This window comes from Microcoleus sp. AR_TQ3_B6 (assembly GCF_036702785.1).
Taxonomy (GTDB): domain Bacteria; phylum Cyanobacteriota; class Cyanobacteriia; order Cyanobacteriales; family Microcoleaceae; genus Microcoleus.
On the sequence record NZ_JAUBVJ010000055.1, the window covers coordinates 25,306 to 43,173 of the forward strand.

17 protein-coding genes are annotated in these 17,868 nt (G+C 45.2%); 3 read left to right on the forward strand and 14 right to left on the reverse strand.

Features of this window, described 5'->3' with window-relative positions; genetic code table 11:
• Positions 1-33: 33 nt before the first annotated feature.
• The 13 genes from QUB56_RS23495 to QUB56_RS23555 form a co-directional block, all read right to left on the reverse strand.
• Complete coding sequence (locus QUB56_RS23495; protein ID WP_332958521.1) at positions 34-696, reverse strand: methyltransferase domain-containing protein; 663 nt, start codon at positions 694-696, stop codon at positions 34-36.
• On the reverse strand, positions 697-1,755 hold the full coding sequence (locus QUB56_RS23500; protein ID WP_332958522.1) for an aminoglycoside phosphotransferase family protein: 1,059 nt from the start codon (positions 1,753-1,755) through the stop codon (positions 697-699).
• A complete protein-coding gene (locus QUB56_RS23505; RefSeq protein WP_332958523.1) occupies positions 1,752-2,354 on the reverse strand; it encodes a hypothetical protein in 603 nt (200 codons plus the stop codon). Before QUB56_RS23505 ends, QUB56_RS23500 begins: the two co-directional genes overlap by 4 nt.
• A 3-nt stretch (positions 2,355-2,357) precedes the next feature.
• Positions 2,358-2,855: an LIC12192 family sporadic carbohydrate cluster protein gene (locus tag QUB56_RS23510; RefSeq protein ID WP_332958525.1), complete on the reverse strand. Its 498-nt coding sequence runs from the start codon at positions 2,853-2,855 to the stop codon at positions 2,358-2,360.
• Complete coding sequence (locus QUB56_RS23515; RefSeq protein ID WP_332958526.1) at positions 2,848-3,654, reverse strand: sporadic carbohydrate cluster 2OG-Fe(II) oxygenase; 807 nt, start codon at positions 3,652-3,654, stop codon at positions 2,848-2,850. The genes QUB56_RS23510 and QUB56_RS23515 overlap by 8 nt, the downstream gene beginning before the upstream one ends.
• A 20-nt stretch (positions 3,655-3,674) precedes the next feature.
• Positions 3,675-4,622 (reverse strand): transketolase C-terminal domain-containing protein, encoded by a 948-nt coding sequence (locus QUB56_RS23520; RefSeq protein WP_332958527.1) that lies wholly within the window; start codon positions 4,620-4,622, stop codon positions 3,675-3,677.
• Entirely contained in the window at positions 4,619-5,434 is an 816-nt protein-coding gene (locus tag QUB56_RS23525; RefSeq protein ID WP_332958529.1) for a transketolase, read from the reverse strand. The genes QUB56_RS23520 and QUB56_RS23525 overlap by 4 nt, the downstream gene beginning before the upstream one ends.
• 2 nt (positions 5,435-5,436) lie before the next feature.
• Positions 5,437-6,426, reverse strand: a complete 990-nt coding sequence (locus QUB56_RS23530; RefSeq protein WP_332958530.1) for an SDR family oxidoreductase — start codon at positions 6,424-6,426, stop codon at positions 5,437-5,439.
• A gap of 120 nt (positions 6,427-6,546) precedes the next feature.
• Positions 6,547-7,176, reverse strand: a complete 630-nt coding sequence (locus QUB56_RS23535) for an HAD family hydrolase (RefSeq protein ID WP_332958531.1) — start codon at positions 7,174-7,176, stop codon at positions 6,547-6,549.
• A gap of 2 nt (positions 7,177-7,178) precedes the next feature.
• Positions 7,179-8,726 carry a PfkB family carbohydrate kinase gene (locus QUB56_RS23540; protein ID WP_332958533.1) on the reverse strand — a complete coding sequence of 516 codons (1,548 nt, stop codon included), beginning with the start codon at positions 8,724-8,726 and terminating at the stop codon, positions 7,179-7,181.
• 316 nt (positions 8,727-9,042) lie between these two features.
• Positions 9,043-10,950, reverse strand: coding sequence for a hypothetical protein (locus QUB56_RS23545; RefSeq protein WP_332958534.1), 1,908 nt, complete (start codon positions 10,948-10,950; stop codon positions 9,043-9,045).
• Positions 10,951-11,214: 264 nt separating this feature from the next.
• Positions 11,215-12,942 (reverse strand): succinate dehydrogenase/fumarate reductase flavoprotein subunit, encoded by a 1,728-nt coding sequence (locus QUB56_RS23550; RefSeq protein ID WP_332958536.1) that lies wholly within the window; start codon positions 12,940-12,942, stop codon positions 11,215-11,217.
• A 129-nt stretch (positions 12,943-13,071) separates the two neighbouring features.
• On the reverse strand, positions 13,072-13,386 hold the full coding sequence (locus QUB56_RS23555; RefSeq protein ID WP_190741078.1) for a hypothetical protein: 315 nt from the start codon (positions 13,384-13,386) through the stop codon (positions 13,072-13,074).
• A gap of 582 nt (positions 13,387-13,968) precedes the next feature.
• Here QUB56_RS23555 and QUB56_RS23560 point away from each other — a divergent pair.
• The 3 genes from QUB56_RS23560 (at position 13,969) to QUB56_RS23570 (ending at position 17,024) form a co-directional block, all read left to right on the forward strand.
• Positions 13,969-15,147, forward strand: coding sequence for an RNA-guided endonuclease TnpB family protein (locus QUB56_RS23560; protein WP_332958538.1), 1,179 nt, complete (start codon positions 13,969-13,971; stop codon positions 15,145-15,147).
• Between the two features lie 200 nt (positions 15,148-15,347).
• Positions 15,348-16,073 (forward strand): lysophospholipid acyltransferase family protein, encoded by a 726-nt coding sequence (locus QUB56_RS23565; RefSeq protein WP_332958539.1) that lies wholly within the window; start codon positions 15,348-15,350, stop codon positions 16,071-16,073.
• Between the two features lie 129 nt (positions 16,074-16,202).
• A complete protein-coding gene (locus QUB56_RS23570) occupies positions 16,203-17,024 on the forward strand; it encodes an alpha/beta hydrolase (protein ID WP_332958541.1) in 822 nt (273 codons plus the stop codon).
• A gap of 159 nt (positions 17,025-17,183) precedes the next feature.
• On the opposite strand, the gene QUB56_RS23575 is transcribed toward QUB56_RS23570, so the two are convergent.
• Entirely contained in the window at positions 17,184-17,756 is a 573-nt protein-coding gene (locus tag QUB56_RS23575; protein WP_332958542.1) for a DUF2996 domain-containing protein, read from the reverse strand.
• Between the last annotated feature and the right edge of the window lie 112 nt (positions 17,757-17,868).

Genomic DNA, 17,868 nt, shown 5'->3' on the forward strand with positions numbered 1-17,868 from the left:
TATTTTTGCCGTTTTACAATGTAATTTTCCCATCTACTCAAAGTAGATAAAAGAGTGATCGCCACTATAGCCGCAATGCTTAAACCACCAATCCCACTCTTGGGGGGTATAGAAACTTTCGCACGTAAGCTGCCAATATAGTAGGTTAGCTTTTTCGGATTCGTTCCTATAAGACTCTACCACTATATATTTGTTTTCCTTGCTGACCCGCTCTATTTCCCGCAAAGCTTTGTCAAGTTCAAAACAATACAAATTGTGGAGCGTATTAATAGAAAACACCAACTTGAAACTATTATCTTCAAAGGGCAATTCAGTAGCGTTGCAGACCTTCAAAAAAGGGCGTACCTCTTCTTTGGCGTGGCTAATACCGTATTCGGAAATATCTATACCGCCAACTTCGATTCCCGGTACAGCTTGCGTGAAGTCGTAGAGTAAAAACGCTTTGCCGCAACCCACATCAAGAATCCGATCGCCCGGTTTTAAATTATAGTGTTGAGCGATCGCATCTGCAACAGCCCGCCAGCGACCATCATATTTATAGCCACCATAGCCAACTTTGCGATCGCCGTCCCAATAATCATAATCAAATTTTTTAGCAAGCTTAGCCGCCTCAGCCTTGGGGAATTCATTCACGCGCCCCAAATAATCGCGCTGAGTTTTTTTGTGAACTGCTGAGAGGAAGTCAATATAAGCCATTTAAAATTCCCTGTTTTCTTTCAGGTATTCGAGAGCGCGACGTGCCTTTTGCAATTGTACAGCTTTGTGTACTTCCTGATCGGCAACTTGCCCCGCAAAACTTCGCCTTTGGCTACCGACTGGCAAAAAGTCATTAAGCAGAATACAACACCACTTGACTCGATAAACAGGCAATAAAATCGCCATCCGCTGTCGGTGTTGTTCGGGTTCTGACAATTCAGAAACAACCGCTTCAACAAACTTGGAGTAGTAATCTAGAGAAACAGGAACCGCCGGTTGGCAAAAAAAGTCAGAAACCATTTTACCCGGATCGTCCCACCCTGCATACTCAAAATCGAGAAAGCGTAATTGCCCAGAATTGCTCAATATAGCGTTGTGAAACCCAAAATCAGATGGAGACAAACACCGATCTAAAGATGCGATTTCTGCTTCTAACTTTAGACTCCACTGACTCGCTTGTTGCACAACCCGCGATCGCACTCGTTTCCACAATTCAAACAAATCGTTGTGGATAAATTCAACAGCAGAGCGATCGCTATCGGAAGATACTTCGACTGTTTGCAACTTGACAAGACGACGTTCCACGCATTGCAGATGTTCCTCAAGGGTAAAACAAGCTTCCGATGCCTTGGGTAGATTTTGAGCCTCTGTCAGTTGCTTATAACAGTTTATTTCCCGATAGAAATTAAGTGCTTGCTCAACCGTTTCAGCAGTAACTTCCTGCGGTTCTAGTCGCCGTCCGCGGACAAACTCATATAAACCTAAACCTTTTTGGCGATCGCAGGCCAACGGTTGAGGTAAAGCCCGCACCCCATTGTCCCAAGCAAACTGCGAAAATGCAAATTCAGTACCCAACCGGTCTCTGCGATCGCCTGGATGTTGAAAATAAGCCTTCAGCAAAAAACTTGAATCCTTTGCCTCCACGCGGAAAACTCGGTTATTCCCGCCACCTGTCAGAGGATGAATTTCCACCTCCCCCACCAACCCCGCTGCAGATACTAAATCACCGGCCGCTTCCTGAAGTTCTTCTAAACTCAGGGAAACAACTTCAGCCATCATAAAATCAAAGCCTCTATTTCCGACCAAGAGGAAGCGTAACGAAAGGGATGTCCGGTGGAATGGTGATTTTGGGGGTCAAAGAGGATGCGTTCGACTCCGGCCGGAAACCCCGACTCTCCCAAAAATTCGGGCAAGTCATCAATAAAATGAGTACATTGCTGCTTGGCAATGCGTTCCAGCTTTTCCTGCTTAGTAAGTTCAAAGTACACTTGGTCTGGGGACAAATTAATGCGATCGCGATCGTAAAACCCTTGACTTTTCAACCATCCCTGTGCAGCTTCGTGCAAATCGTATTTGGGGCCCAGATAAGGGTAGCGCGTTTTGTGGCTGACAATGCAGACATTGACTCCATCCCGAACGCAACGGGTAAAAAATTCCTGTACGCCCGGAAACGGGTCAGCTTCTTTCATGCGATGGCCATAAACGTAACCCTGCATTTGAGTCCAAGCATCTTCCTTCCCACATTGGCGCAAATAATCCCGCACTTGACCTTTACTCGCGGGAATTTCTGGGGGAATTAATCTTTGTTCGACCGCCACTCGGTGGAACAAGCCGTCATAACAAACAATTGTGTTGTCAAAATCAACTCCAATTAGCATTGCTCACTCCACAGTCATATCGATCGTCGGTCTCATAGCTTCTAGAAAAAAGTTGTTGAGTTTTGGGTCTTCTGACTTGTGATAATAACCCCCCATTGGTGCCTTAGGTAAATTTAATACAACCTGTATCATTGTCTCAAAATCTTCTATCTCGCTTTTCTCTTGCAGTACCATTTCTTCCAAAGCTGCGTGTAACTCGCATCCAGCACCTAAAATCCGGTCGTATATTTCCAATCGGGGCTTGGTTTTCTGCGGCAACATAAACAGGCTAAATAGGATGATGCCCTCTAGTTGTGGCAGTTCTGTCAAGACATCGTAGAACATCATATAACATCCCGGCATAGCGTATTCAGTAGCACTGAGTTTATAATCTAAATTATGCCGTGTGGCGTAGTCGCGAACCACCAAGTTTTGCACGCGGTGTGGATAACTTATTCCCCGGACCCGACGGCTGGTAATGTAACCGCGATACCCTAATTTTTGACTCAATTCTTCACTCATCAAACCCCCCAGGCATGGTAAATTTCATCCCTATTTTAGAGGCGGCACGCACGGCGATCGGGGCGAAATATTCCCCCAGACGTTTATCAGAGTAAGGTGTAAATAAACCTTTAAATCGAATATTCATAGACCATCTAGTTGTAGATTCTTGGTTAATTCGATTGCCGTGGACGATCGTAGGAGTAAATAGAACTACCTTACCGTAGGGAACTTCTAACCATTCAAGTTCGGGTTCGATCGCCTGATAAAGACTTTCTGTGCCTGCCCCAGAAAATTCCTGTATTCTTTCCCGCCATTTAGCATCAGCATCAGGCGGCAAAATAAACATACTTTTGGTTCGATAGCAATCTACTAATGGAATCCACAATACTACTTCAAAAGGAGAACATTCCGAACCCCAACTATCTGAATGCAGGGGTAATAAAGAACTGTTGTCGCCTGGAAGTTGAATGCTTAAACCGATATTTCGCTGCATCACCAGTTCGTTGCCGACAATGGTTTTTACTAGGGAACGACCGCAGGAGAAATATGCTTCCCGAAACCAAGGTTCGGCCATTAAACCGGATATGATATGAAGCCGAAAAGAGTTGAGTTTTTTGACTGGTACTAGAGAAACAATTTCATCTAAAAACTCTCCGGCATCAGTCGGATATGGCACTCCCAAAAAATTAGTTGCTAAATCTACCGTTTTGTTTCGGATTTTATCTAGCGCAGAGAGATTTTCGCAGGGCTGGACTATATAACCATTTTGAATGAAAGCAGCACTTAAGTCTGTTTCTATTTTTTCCAAGAAGTCCATATCTGTTTATCGTTTGTTTTTTATGCTTTCACCTGCTGAGGCGCGATCGCCCGATACATCTCGAATGTTTTGTCTGCGATCGCTTCTGGGGTGAGACCAAAATACTCGCGGGCATACTCTTGTTCTCCCGCTGCGTGCAGGAACTTGTCTGCAACTCCAATTCGCAACAGGCGAGCTTTTGGATGGTCGCGATCGCTCAACCACTCAGCCACAGCCCCTCCGAGTCCGCCCATGATACTGTGTTCTTCAACCGTCGCCACTACCCAAAACTGCGAGAAAGCCTGAGCTAGCAATTCTCGATCCAAAGGTTTGACAGTGTGGAAGCTAACAACTTGAACTGAAACTCCCCGTTTGCTAAGCTCGTCTGCTGCTTGCAACACATTCGGTAGCAGATTTCCGGTACTCAGCAAGCAAACGTCACTTCCCCGTCGCATCACGATTCCTTTGCCAATTTCAAAGTCAGGCATCCCCTGATGAACAAGCGGCTCACCTTTCTTGCCCATGCGAATATAAGCTGGGCCATTCTGTTGCAAACAAGCTCGCATAGCCGCTCGTACTTCCCAAGCATCACCCGCACAGATCACAGTCATGTTTGGCAGCATTCGCAGTAAAGCAATATCTTCACAAGAATGATGAGTTGCCCCATTCCCGGCATAGGACAAACCAGCCCCAACTCCCACAATAATCACTGGAACATTGTGATAACAAACATCAACCCTAATTTGTTCAAAACAGCGAGTAGTTGTAAACGGCGTAATCGTGTAAGTAATGGGTCGAAGTCCGCACATTGCCATACCAGCTGCCACGCTCATCATGTTCGCTTCGGCAACTCCACAGTTATAAAACCTTTCGGGAAAGCGAGCTTTATATTTATCAAAAAGCCGATTGCCAATATCGCCAGATAACAAAACAACCCGATCGTCTTCCGCCGCGATTTCGCTCAGTTCCGCCGCAAATTCATTTCTCATACAAGTTGGAGTTCCACTTTAGCTTTTTCAACTTCTTCAGCAGTCGGAACGCGGTAATGCCAATTGTTGTCATCTTCCATAAAAGAAACGCCTTTTCCTTTCACAGTATGGGCAACAATAGCAACGGGTTTCCCGCTACCATCTGGCACGTTACGCAAGGTATCAACCAATGCTTTCATGTCGTGACCGTCTAATTCATAGGTACTCCATCCGAAAGCTTCCCATTTTTGTTTTAAAGGATGAAGAGCCATAACTTCGTTGCTGCGACCCGTAGCTTGCCACTTATTGTAATCAATGATGGTCACCAGATTATCTAGTTTTTGAGCTGGTGCAAACATGGCAGCTTCCCAAACAGAACCTTCATTGCATTCGCCGTCACTCATTGTGACAAATACGCGATAAGAGCGTTTCTGAATGCGACTTGCCAGGGCCATCCCTATGCCTACGGACAATCCGTGTCCCAGAGAACCCGTTGCTACTTCTACCCCAGGCACGCATTTCACGCTAGGGTGTTCTGGCAAGTTGCTACCCGGTTCAGCATAGCTATCGAGTAAATCTTGCGGGAAAAATCCGGCTTCTGCGAGGGTGGCGTAAAGCGTTGTTGCTGCGTGTCCTTTACTGAGAATAAAGCGATCGCGATCGGGATTTTCTGCATCCTTGGGGTCGATTTTCAAACTTCCCCAGTAAGCTGCTACTAAAATATCTGTACAGGATAGGGAAGAACCTAAATGGGCAGTGCGAGCGTTGTGGGACAGTTCTACAATTTTGCCCCGAATTTTTCGGGCAGTGGCTTCAAGCTCTGGAATATTCATCTTTATTTTAAACTCAGTTCTTGCATCGTCTTAATATTGTAATAAAGGCTATCTGTCATCGGATTAGGAATCAAATTAGCCTTAAACGCCTTCACCAAATCCTGCACAGCATCTTCAATCGTATGCTGTGGCACGAACCCAAGTTCCTTCTTAATCTTCTCCGATGAAATGTGATAAGAGCGGTGGTCATTGGTCGGCGTGGTAATTATTTCCACTGTTTCTCCTACCACATTTCGCACCATTTGAGCAATTTGCATCACAGTATGATTTTCATAACCCGCGTTAAAAATCTTACCATCAATCGCATCATCAGACCACTGGAGGGACTTGATATAAAGGTCTGTCATATCCTCGATGTGAATATTTGGTCGTTTTTGTTCGCCACCAAACACGGTAATCTTACCATTATTAACCGCGTGGTTAGTAAGGATATTTACTGTTAAATCCAGCCTCAGTCTCGGGGAGTAACCGCACACCGTCGCCGGCCGCAGAATTAAGGTAACAAACCCCGGTTCCCGCTTGGCAAGCAACACATCCTCGCACATTGCTTTATACTTGGAATAATCTGTTAACGGTTGCAATGGCAGTTCTTCGTTAACATTTTCGGTTTCTTTAATGCCGTACACGCTTGAAGAGGAAGCATATATAAACCGCTTGACACCGCTATCTTTGGCCACATCTACTAAGTCAACAAAAGCATCGTAGTTAATCGACTTACCGAGGTCGGGATCTAATTCAAAACTGGGATCGTTGGAAATACAAGCTAGATGGATAACAGCATCACATCCGGGTAGAATTTTTTCTAGCAGTGGGCGATCGCGAATATCTCCCTTAATCTCTTCTAACCCCGGATGGTTTTTGACTGCGGATAGAACATCTGTTCCATAAATGTACAAATCCACAACCTTAACTCGATATCCAGCTTGAAGTAGTTTAGGAACTAGAACAGCCCCCACATAACCCGCTCCACCTGTGACTAAAACTTGTTGCATTTGATTCACCCTACATTTCTCAATTATTTTGACTTTGGTTAATAGACCTCTATAAAAACTGTTATGGGGTAGGCATTTTGCCTTCCCTAAACTTTATTTTTACCATGTCTAATATATTAATCATCCCACTAAAGGTGTTACATTTAACATTTTTGACAGCGTAAAATTCTTCCTGTTTTGGATAAAGTCACTAATTTCTGCCATTGACGAAATTACCGTTATTCGATCGTAAAACGGAGATTTAGACAAATCTTGGTGTTCCTGTATTCCATAGCCAGTTTTCACCAGAAAAGCTTTCATCCCTAACTGCAAACCAGGCTCTAAATCCCTGAGTCTATCCCCGATCGCCCAGCACCGGGTCGGGTCTAAACTGTGGTCGGTCATGGCTTGGAGAAATAACCCAGGCGACGGCTTGCGACACTCACAAACGCAACTATACTGGATAACTTCACCTTTCGGGTGATGGGGACAGTAATAAAAATCGGCGATCGCCCCTAAAGCCACTTCAGCATCCCGTCGCATTCGATCGTTAACTGCCTCCACTGCTTCCACTGAGAAATAACCCCTAGCTACTCCCGATTGATTAGTCAGGACCAATACTGAGATGTCCTGAGTATTCAGGAATTTTAGCGTTTCCAGCACTCCCGGAATCCACTCAATTTGGTCGGGGTGGCTAAGGAAGTGACTATCTTGAATTAGAGTGCCATCGCGATCGCACAAAATTGCTTGAGGCTTGCTTAAAGATGGCATCTCTATACCTTTAAAACTGTGGTAGCAAATTTCAACAACCGAGCTTTTTCTACAGGTTCAGCATTGCCAAGAGTATTAGCTGAAATCGCCCCAGCCAAATTTCCCAGCAGCGAACCAACTGCGATCGGTAATTCCAACTTCGCACTCAAGCTAGCCAGAGCAAAAAAAGCATCACCCGCCCCTATTGTATCCTTTACTGCCAGCGTCATTGCTGGACTCAAATCTTCTTCTCCTTTCGCATTAATTCCCAACGAGCCCGCAGAACCTAAAGTGAGCCATCCTTGCTGAGCATCTAGATGTTGGAACAAGCCTTGAAGCAGATAATTGTGGTCTCCGTAACGGCTAGAAAACGCTAAACGCAGTTCTTGTTCATCCAAGCAAAAAACATCTGCTCTGCGGTACTTAGTAATTAAGTTATAGCCGTAATTTGCACTATTCGTTTGGCAGTTCAAAGCCAAAAATGGAGCTTCATTTTGAACCAAATCCATGAGTTCAGTATCCAGCAACCCATGTCCGTAATCTGCAACCACCACCATGTCATAATCCCGAATCGTTTTCCGCAAACGATCTAACAACTTCTCCCGCTGATTGGGCGCCGGCCCTTCTTCTTGCAGCTCATTAATAGAAAACAGCTTGGTGTAATTATCCCTCATTCCCTGCCGCTCAATGTAACGGCGTTTGGTGACGGTGGCGGCACCATTTTCATATTGTAAATCTAGCCGAATACCGCCATTTATATTATTCAAAATCAAGCTGTGAATGTCTGGCTCATTCCCCACCACACCAGCCACAGTTACAGAGTCTACAAAACTAGCGATGTGGCGGGCAATAGCCAAAGAACCTCCTAAATGCTGCTCTTTTTTCAAAAAGCGAGTCGAAATAACTCTGCCCTTAGAAGTCAAACCCTGTACTGTACAGTGAACAAATTCATCAATAATTACGTCCCCCAACACTAAGACTTTGAGCTTTTGCATCGCATCAACGCCCTTGCGAATTGCCTCAAAAGGGTATTGCTGGCTTAATTGAATGGCATAGCTTTTGATATGGGGTGGCAACACATCCGTGTAGTTATTGAGCAGCTTTGTTGAGCTAAAAACAATCTCGCCTGTATAGCGAATTTCTCCGCCGTAAGCTTTGACTCGCTCGGCTTCACGGTCAATATTTTTAGTAACATCTTGACTGTGGTCAGCATATTCGTGACCTTTGCAGTAAAAATTTGGCTGAACTCGATCGAGTACATCTAAAGCTGTGGCAACAGGAGCCAATAGCACATAGTCTACGCAAGCTAAAGAGGCAATAGAATAAAGTCGCAAATCGTCCGTAAAAATCGGTCTTCCAGGGCCTCGGTTGACGTAATGAGCTGCGGTAATTGAAACTACCAATACATCTCCCAAAGCTTTGGCTTCTTGCAAGTGGGCAATATGACCCGGGTGAAGCAGGTCAAACACCCCATGACAGAGCACTATCTTACGGTTCTGCTCTCGGACATTAGCAAGTACCTCTTTACAAGTTCCAAAATCAAGATATTTTTCTGTATTCTTTGTCAGCATCTTTGAACTAAATGGTGTAATTTCCAACTCTGAGGGGGTTGCCACCATACAACACCGGAGAATCCCCGTTTTTGTAACTATACCAGGTGATGTTCGCGATGGCGCATCTACAAACTTGCGTTAAAAAAGGTGAACGGACTTTTTTCACCCAAACCGGAGCAGATTTCATTTTTGCGACGCTATTCCTGAACAGTTTTAAGGGCACAGCTACAAACAGACGATGCTCTCAGGGAGAAGGGGTGTGTGCGCTGAGCTTCCCGGTGGCTATTTTAAACACTAGACTCTCCCTTAAGCCTAGTGTTCCCGCCACCTGAGCCTAGATCCGCCCTACCGTAGTTTTAACAGCAAGGACACGCCTCATCAATTCTTTCCATTCGAGGGAATTGCTCAGGGAGTTCGTATCGAGATACTCGCCTTTTTCTAAGGAAAAGCGGCCAAAATTTTCCAACCAGTTCACAATAGTTTCTGTCGGTGAGAAAGGCGTACAATTCAAAGATTTCTGTAGACAATGAGACATCCCAGCCCTATCGTCGTTGCGGTAAGCATACCAGGCTTCCCATACTAGAACGTCGTACTGCACTGAATTATTTTCATCTGGATTTTTGACGGCATTTTCCTGAAAACGCCATCTCTCTAATTGCCCCGCAGTTTTGTGCAGTTGTGACTGCGACTGTTCCAATTCTTTCCGAGTGCGATCGTGTTTGGCTTGGGATAATTCCAATTCTTGCCGAGTCGAGTGCAGTTGCGACTGGGACTGTTCCAATTCCTGCTGAGCTTGATAGTGTGCGGCTTGGGATAGTTCCAATTCTTGCTGAGTCGAGTGCAGTTGAGACTGTGACTGTTCCAATTCTTGCCGAGTCGAGTGCAGTTGAGACTGTAACTGTTCCAATTCTTGCCGAGTTTGATGGTGTTCGGATTGGGATAGTTCCAATTCTTGCTGAGTTTGATGATATTGAGCTTGGAATAGTTCTAATTCTCCTTGAATTTGATGCAGTTGAATTTGTATTAATTCGCAATCTTCCTGAGCCTGATACATTTGGGACTCAAATCGATCGCGATCTTCCTGAGCTTGATATAGTTGAGCTTCGGTTAATTCCAACTCTCCCTGAGTTTTGTACAGTTGTGACTGGGATATTTCCAACTCACTTCTAGTTTGATTTAGTTGGGGATGGACTTTTTCCAACTCTTCCTGAGCTTGATATAGTTGGGACTGAAATTGAGCGCACTCTTCATGAGTTTTATATAGTTGAGCTTGCGCCAGTTCCAATTCTCCTTGAACCGGATAAATTTGACTTTGAACTACTTCTAACTCTTTCTGACGTTGATTTAGTTCTATCAAGGATTGTTCTAACTCTGCCTGAGTTTGATATAGCTGCGACTGCGACTGCGCCAACTCTCTCTGAATCTGATGAAGTTGGGCTTTGCAATTTTCAAACTCTCTCCGTTGTTCGTAAGTCATATTGTAATACAAATCGGTTGGTTCTAGGTTTAAGTTGAGATTAAATTCGCTTGAGACTTTGGTAAGTTCTATGACGGCAATTCCATTAGCTTGTGACCAAGGCCATCCGTATTCACTATCGCTAAGTTCTAAAGCATTTACTTCTTTCCAAAGCATATAGTGCTTTTCATCTACCGTTTCCCTATCTATCAGCTTTAAGTAGTTGGCGGATATAGCATCTTTCGGAATACCATATTTTTTCCATAAAACATCTAAATATTCTTGGCTAAATTGAATATACCATTCTGCATCTGTAAGTTTTCCAAAAGGAACGGTAATCAAGGCTTTTCCCTCAATAGCCAGTAGATCGTAAATTTTAGCGATCGCCTTTAAGGGGGCTTCTAGATCGCGGTACTCTATCTGTTCCCCATAGCCTCCTGAAGGATCGTCTTTTTGCCCTACGTGCTCTACACTAGAAATTGATACTATTGCGTCATATTTTTCCGCTGATGGCAGGCTCATCAAATCTTGATTTTCTACACCTAGATCGACTTCAAATTTATCTACAATTCGTCTCGATCTTATCCCAATATTTTCGCTCAATGAGTTTTCGTAGTGGGAGAGTACGTTGCCAATTTCAAGAATTTTCTGAGGATTCCTTAGATTAGCAATAAAGTCAAATGCAATGGAAATTTCTACGGCTCTTTCTGTCGGGTTATTGAATTTTATCCTATTGTAATATAACTCTTTACCTTTAAAAGTAAAGGTTCTTGTCCACTTACTCATTTTTTTCTCTAAAAGCAAATTACAAGTTGTCCGGCGCGGGTTATGCTAAAAATCGGTAGTTGACAACGGGAGTATTAAATTTAACCCTTAACCTTTAATTATTACACATAGTAGTTTTTTATGCAAGCTACGGGATATTTGGATAGTATGGCTGGAGTCAGTTGCCCTCTTTTTATTCCTTGCTGATATTTTATAAACGCCATTATTTTAACATAATCAAAAAAAATACCCCCCTTGAATTAGGGGGTTACGGCCAATCAGAAATTAATACTTCCTCTCTTGCGGCTCAAACATCGTAATCGCCACCGGCATATAAGCCAAATCAATCCCCGCCGGCGAATAATACGCCATGGTATGCTTCAAGAAATTCCCATCATCGCGCTCAGTAAAATCTTCCCGCGAATGAGCTCCCCGACTTTCCTGTCGGTTCAAAGCCGAAGTTAAAATCATTTTCCCGACAATTATCAAACTACGCAACTCCAAAGCTTCGACAATTTCCGTATTCCACAACTTGCTTTTATCGTCTAAGTAAACCTCCTCATATTGTCGCTCTAAATACTCCAATTTCTTTAAACCTTCCTGCATCAATTCGGCGCTACGAAATACGCCACAATACTCAGTCATAGTATCTTGATACTGCTGCCGGATTTGATCGATCCGGTATTTTCCCGGACGTTCTAAAAGTGCCTGAATTTGCTCTTTTGCTTCCGTAATATAACGCTGTTCGTCTACGGCAGGCAACTTGCGATTTTGTACGAATTGTGCTATGGTTGCGCCAGTAACTTTGCCGTAAACGACGCATTCCAACAGCGAATTGCTGCCCAAACGGTTGGCGCCGTGAACCGACACGCAAGCTGCTTCCCCCGCTGCAAAAAAACCGTCCACCAAACCCTCAGGACTGCTGCGAACTTGCCCGCTAACATTAGTAGGAATTCCCCCCATTGAATAGTGAACGGTAGGGCGGACGGGCATCGGCTGATTTACGGCATCAATTCCTAACAAACGGTGCGCTTCTTCCCAAGCAAAAGGAATTTTGCTCATAATTTTTTCGCGTCCCATGTGCCGCAAATCGAGGTAGACAAAGGGGCCGCCGGCACTACCATCAACATTAATTCCTCGGCCGGCGCGAATTTCTATGGAAATTGAGCGCGAGGTGATATCTCTGGGGGCTAATTCCATCCGCGACGGGGCATAATTCGCCATAAATCGATCGCCCTCTGAATTAATCAAATAAGCGCCTTCGCCCCGCACAGCCTCCGAAATCAGAACTCCCACGGGATACAAACCAGTCGGGTGAAACTGCACGAATTCCATATCTTCCAGCGGCAGTCCAGCTAAAGCCGTCATCGCCAAACCGTCCCCCGTCGAGGCGTAATCATTCGACGTGGTATTGTAAACTCGGCCGTAACCGCCCGTAGCAAACATCACCGCCTTAGCACGGACAACCTCAATTTGACCGTCTAGAAGGCGGTACATAACTACCCCCTTGGCTTGGCCTTCTTCCAAAATCAGGCGCGTGACATACCACTCCTGATAGATGTGAACCCCGTAACGGCGCAGATTGTTGACTAATTCGTGGAGGATGGCGTGACCGGTTTTGTCGGCGGCGTAGCAGGTACGGCGGTGGGAATGTCCGCCGAAAGCGCGCTGGGCAATTCTGCCGTCTGGGAGGCGGGAAAAGAGGACTCCCATGTGTTCTAAATCTATGACTACACCGGGGGCTTCGCGGGTGAGGATTTCTACCGCGTCTTGGTCGGCTAAATAGTCTGAACCTTTTACTGTGTCGAAGGCGTGGGCTTTCCAACTGTCTTCGGGATCGACATTTTGGAGGCTGGAGGCCATGCCACCTTGGGCGGCGACGGAGTGCGATCGAATCGGGTGAGTTTTAGCGACGACAGCTACCTTTAAACTGGGGTCAGTCCGGGCAATTTCTACTGCGGCGCGACAACCTGCTAAACCCCCGCCTACAATGATTACGTCGTGTTCTAGCATTTTTTTGAATTATTTTGAGTGTTCTGCTCAACTTATGGTGACGCAAAAAAAAACTTCCTACCAAAAGAGCAGGAAGTTTTTTAACTTTTGATTTGAATGGAAAATCAAAAGTTAAAATTTCAAATTGGACTAGCCGGCGCTTTCGGCAGGGTTCTGAAGCGACTGATTTCCCGTTGCAGAAGGTTGAGGTTCCGTACCGGGTTCTACAGCAAGCACTTCAATGTTATTTAGCAGAGTTGTAACGAAAGCAAACAGCAAGAAGGGCAGAGACAGCACTAAAATCAAGCCGACGGTAGCCAAGGCGAAGATTTGGCGGGCGCTACTCCACAAGGCGAGTGCCGACGCTAGACTTAGGAAGATGACTATCAGCCAAACAATGATTTGACCGTAAATGTCGCCAAAGGTGAGCGTACATCTAAGGCGATAGTTTTGGATGTTATTCATTTGATGCCTCGCGAGATTGCTATTACGACTTGTCCAAAAATACTTTGACAGTGCGTCAATGCCGACTGTAAATTTCTAAGTTTAGCTGCCGCAACTTGGTTTTGGGGTTGTTGTAAACATTCTTTAACAAGTTGCCACAACACTTGGTATATCTTTGCTCCTGACTGGGAAATTCGGCCGACACAGTTGGCTGACGAACTCGAACGCCTAGAAACCGGGTTTTTTACTGTTTTGGCGGGCTGACTAGAAGTAAACGCGCGAAACAACCAAGGTGATGGCCACCCGTGCGTCCAGGATTACGAAACAAAGGCATAAGGGGCTGGAAGCTGTAACGTAATTCTTGCAGAGAGTTACCCATTGATGGACTTTTTGGGTAACTCTCTAGCCAGCCTCTCGATAACGTCACTAAGACTGCTTGCGGTAAGCTCAACTTGTTTTGCCTCTAACCACTTCGTAGCAGTCTCGGTTAGACTCAAGCTTAGTTTAACCTTGGGTTCGCTATACATCTTTTTTCTAGGCATCTTGTTATTCCGCATTAATTGTGCATATAATAACCATAAGACAAAAATGAGGTAAAAGCAAATGTTGCTCAGCTTCAAGACGGAACTAAAACCCAATAATCGACAGGTGACTAAATTCCGTCAACATTGCGGAGTAGCAAGGCACGCTTACAACTGGGCGCATTCAATCATTCTTGAAGTATTGAATGCCAGAGAAACCGACAAAACGGTTAAAATTCCTTCTGCGATAGATCTGCACAAGCGCTTAGTGGCAGAAGTCAAACCGCTATATCCCTGGTATTATGAATCTTCCAAGGCAAGTCCCCAGCAGGCTCTAGCCGAACTGAGGACAGCTTGGGATAGATGCTTCAAAAAAGTATCCAAACAGCCGAGATTCAAGAAAAAAGGCGCGTCAGGTGACTCTTTCTATCTAGAGCAAGGAACAAAAACAAAACCAGGAATTAATAACGACGGCAAGCGCGTCAAGTTACCAAAGATTGGTTGGGTTAGGCTGCACGAACCATTGCCAGTTACAGCGTTCCACAACTGCGTAATCAGCCGCAAAGCCGACAGATGGTTCATTGCTTTTAAGTGCGAAGTTGAACAACCTGTAACTCCACCTAACCGTCCTGTCGTTGGTGTCGATATCGGCATCAAAGAATTAGCGGTTTGTTCTAACGGTCAAACCTTCGCTAATCTCAAAGCTTATCGTCGAATGAGCCGTAAAATGAAGCGCCTACAGCGACGTGTCAGCAAACGACTCAAAGGTTCCAGTAACCGCAAGAAAGCAAGTTCAAAACTAGCCAAACTGCATCTAAAAGTATCGAACATCCGAAAAGACGCCATCCATAAGTTGACAACTTACCTCGCTAAAAACCACAGCGAGGTCAAAATTGAAGACTTGCACGTTAAAGCATTTTTGAAAAATCACAAATTAGCTGGTGCGATCGCCGACTGCGGAATGTACGAATTCAAGCGTCAAGTTGAATATAAGACCCAAAAGTTTAGCTCAAAATTGACGCTTGTAGATAGATTTTTTCCGAGTAGTCAAATTTGCTCAATTTGCTGCAATCATCGTCATAAAATGCCGTTGAAAGTCCGAGTTTTTGAATGTCCTAACTGTGGAAATGTTCAAGACCGTGACTTGAATGCCGCGAGAAATATAGAACGTTGGTTTGAAGGAATATTTATTCCAGAACGTTCAGAATTGGCGGTGAGTTCCACTCCAGTCAGCACGGGCGAGAGTAGACAAACCCGATAGCAGCCATGCTACCGCTACTGTGAAACAGGAAATCAACACCAAAATCACCTATGTCCAGCTAAGTCTAGACTTGGGTAGCTATGGGTAAGTTTTTTAGAACGGAAAGTCTACTTTTTGAGGGAGCCCCGACTTGGTAAAGAAATGTTAAGCTGAATGAGAATGGAATCAACCTTTATAGCGTCGCACCTGTCTTTTCGCCCATGTCTTCAGAGAGCAAATTGCTGATTTCGCGCTGTTTCCTGGCTGGTTTGGGAACGCAGATGTTTCTGTACCGCGAAGACCGGATTCCCCAGGAGAGTCCGGTGCTGGTGGTGAGCAATCACCGCAGTTTCTTAGATCCTGTGCTGCTGACGGCGGCTTTGGGTCGATCGATCCGCTTTGCGTGTCATCATTACATGGGTCAAGTTCCGGTGATGAGGGAAGTGGTCACGACTTTCGGCGCTTTCCCCTTGGAAGCACCAGAGCACCGACAGCAGCATTTTTTCTCTCAAGCGACAGCGCTGCTGCAAGGCGGGGAGATGGTGGGGGTGTTTCCAGAGGGTGCAGAACCGATGGTGAAGCTTACTGGGCCCAATACTGTGGGGAAGTTTCAGCGGGGATTTGCTCATTTGGCTTTGCGGGCGCCGGTGCGGGATTTGGCGGTTTTGCCGGTGGCGATTAGTTCTTTTGAGGAACAGTCAATACGATCGGGTGTACCGCTGAAGTTGTTGAGTTTGTTTGATCCTTCGGAACCGCTATTCGATCGATCTGGGTGGCATCCTGTGATAATTTATCAGCGAGTTAATGTTTTAATCGGTCGGCCTTACTGGATTACTGTCGATCGACAGCAGCAATATCGAGGCAAAAAAGCCAAAGCTGTTGTTGCTGAACTCACAGACCACTGTCAGGGGGAAATTGCAGAATTACTCCAACGACGTTGTTTGTAAGTTTGTAAGTTTGTAAGTTTGTTGACTGTTGACTGTTGACTGTTGACTGTTGGCTGTTGACTATGGGCTGGTGTCAGATTTCCAATCTAAAATCTAAAATCTAAAATCTAAAATCGATTGACTTGAATCATGGCAAATGCTAACAACAAGGTTCGTTTCCTAACCCCCAAACCGCCGAAACCAGAACGTCCTTTATTTGTATTTCTGCCCGGTATGGACGGAGGCGGTTTGCTGCTGCGGTCGCAAATTCCTAAATTAGCCAATCATTTCGACATTCGCTGCTTAGCTATACCGGCTGACGACATGGCTAGTTGGGAGGTACTGGTTAGCGAAACAATTGCCTTAATTGAAGCAGAAAAGCAAGCGGGAAAGCCGAAGCGGCCGGTTTATCTGTGCGGCGAGTCATTTGGGGGCTGTTTAGCGATGAAAACTGTTTTAGAAGCTCCTCAATTGTGCGATCGATTAATTTTAGTCAATCCAGCTTCTTCATTCCGACAGCAGCCTTGGGTGCAGTGGGGTTCGTATCTGACTCAGTGGCTGCCGACCAACCTTTATCCGCTGTCGGTAATCGGTCTCTTGCCGATATTAGCATCCTTAGGAAAGATTGGGCGCGACGATCGGCGAGCTTTGCTAGAAGCGATGCAAGCGGTACCGCAAAACACGTCTGTGTGGAGATTGGCGTTAGTGCGATCGTTTAATGTTGACGAAAATCAGTTGCGCGGCATCAAACAGCCGACGCTAGTAATTGCTAGCGGTGCCGATCGCCTGCTGCCTTCGGTAGTAGAAGCGAAGCTTTTAGTCAAGGTAATTCCCAAAGCTGAAATGGTGCTGCTGGCTAACAGCGGTCATGCTTGTTTGTTAGAAACAGATGTTGACCTTTACGGGATTATGCAAGCTCGCAATTTTTTGACAAAATACGAAGAAAACCTGTCATTAGTTAGCAGTCATTAGTCAATAGTCATTAGTCATTAGCTATGACTTCTCAATTATGAGTCAGTCGGGGTAAAATTAGAGATTGGGCGAGCAGTAAAGTTCCTATCCAAATTAACCCGCCCTGACATTCATGAGTAAGTGCCTAAGTACAAGCAACTAATGACTAATAACTAATAACTAATTAAGATTTAGCCATTTTTGAGCGTTAAGTCGCTGGACTACCCCAAACACCATCAAGTCTAGTGTTACCTTGCGCTCGTCTATCAAAAAAGGCTCTAAAGTGCTGGTTTTGGTATTATTTTCAGCGCAGGAAAATGCTCTTTGACTTTGAATATTTTCTTGAGGAAAATATAGGTTAAATTGGCGCTGACCTTCTTGGAATTTACCAATTACCTGCCAGCAATCCCCGACGGAACTCATGCCCGCAACCGGGAGTTTTTGCTTGGCAAAATTCACCTCTAAATCCTTAACCCCCTGCTTAGTCAAAGCAGCTTGCAAGGCGGGTAAATAATCTTGTTGAATAAATTCCGCAAAGGGCTTGTCTTCAACAGCAGGTGCTTTTTCCTTTTTAGCTTTAGCTGGGGGCTTGTCGCCTTCGGCCTTGGCTGGGGGCTTTTTAGCAGCCGCCTGGGGCTTGTCAGTGCTGGGCAAGTCGGTTGTCTCGGGTGCGTCGGAACTCGGGGCGTGCTCGATCGAAGCACTGGGAGTTTCGGATTCGCCAGCGGTAGGATTTTTCGGTTCTTTTGACATTAACGCTTCCTGTTAAAAGTGATCGGTAAAAGGAGTTGTGAGTGCAGGTGGGGGCGATCGACTCGATCGCACATACTTTTTACCTTTAAACCAACCTGAGAGAATTGCGAGT

What these genes read in the sequence shown, in the direction of transcription:
- QUB56_RS23495 (WP_332958521.1), bottom strand. Translation starts at nt 696, where the DNA reads ATGGCTTATATTGACTTCCTCTCAGCAGTTCACAAAAAAACTCAGCGC.
- QUB56_RS23540 (WP_332958533.1), bottom strand. Translation starts at nt 8,726, where the DNA reads ATGCTGACAAAGAATACAGAAAAATATCTTGATTTTGGAACTTGTAAA.
- QUB56_RS23515 (WP_332958526.1), bottom strand. Translation starts at nt 3,654, where the DNA reads ATGGACTTCTTGGAAAAAATAGAAACAGACTTAAGTGCTGCTTTCATT.
- QUB56_RS23575 (WP_332958542.1), bottom strand. Translation starts at nt 17,756, where the DNA reads ATGTCAAAAGAACCGAAAAATCCTACCGCTGGCGAATCCGAAACTCCC.
- QUB56_RS23520 (WP_332958527.1), bottom strand. Translation starts at nt 4,622, where the DNA reads ATGAGAAATGAATTTGCGGCGGAACTGAGCGAAATCGCGGCGGAAGAC.
- QUB56_RS23535 (WP_332958531.1), bottom strand. Translation starts at nt 7,176, where the DNA reads ATGCCATCTTTAAGCAAGCCTCAAGCAATTTTGTGCGATCGCGATGGC.
- QUB56_RS23550 (WP_332958536.1), bottom strand. Translation starts at nt 12,942, where the DNA reads ATGCTAGAACACGACGTAATCATTGTAGGCGGGGGTTTAGCAGGTTGT.
- QUB56_RS23500 (WP_332958522.1), bottom strand. Translation starts at nt 1,755, where the DNA reads ATGATGGCTGAAGTTGTTTCCCTGAGTTTAGAAGAACTTCAGGAAGCG.
- QUB56_RS23505 (WP_332958523.1), bottom strand. Translation starts at nt 2,354, where the DNA reads ATGCTAATTGGAGTTGATTTTGACAACACAATTGTTTGTTATGACGGC.
- QUB56_RS23555 (WP_190741078.1), bottom strand. Translation starts at nt 13,386, where the DNA reads ATGAATAACATCCAAAACTATCGCCTTAGATGTACGCTCACCTTTGGC.
- QUB56_RS23570 (WP_332958541.1), top strand. Translation starts at nt 16,203, where the DNA reads ATGGCAAATGCTAACAACAAGGTTCGTTTCCTAACCCCCAAACCGCCG.
- QUB56_RS23510 (WP_332958525.1), bottom strand. Translation starts at nt 2,855, where the DNA reads ATGAGTGAAGAATTGAGTCAAAAATTAGGGTATCGCGGTTACATTACC.
- QUB56_RS23565 (WP_332958539.1), top strand. Translation starts at nt 15,348, where the DNA reads ATGTCTTCAGAGAGCAAATTGCTGATTTCGCGCTGTTTCCTGGCTGGT.
- QUB56_RS23545 (WP_332958534.1), bottom strand. Translation starts at nt 10,950, where the DNA reads ATGAGTAAGTGGACAAGAACCTTTACTTTTAAAGGTAAAGAGTTATAT.
- QUB56_RS23560 (WP_332958538.1), top strand. Translation starts at nt 13,969, where the DNA reads ATGTTGCTCAGCTTCAAGACGGAACTAAAACCCAATAATCGACAGGTG.
- QUB56_RS23525 (WP_332958529.1), bottom strand. Translation starts at nt 5,434, where the DNA reads ATGAATATTCCAGAGCTTGAAGCCACTGCCCGAAAAATTCGGGGCAAA.
- QUB56_RS23530 (WP_332958530.1), bottom strand. Translation starts at nt 6,426, where the DNA reads ATGCAACAAGTTTTAGTCACAGGTGGAGCGGGTTATGTGGGGGCTGTT.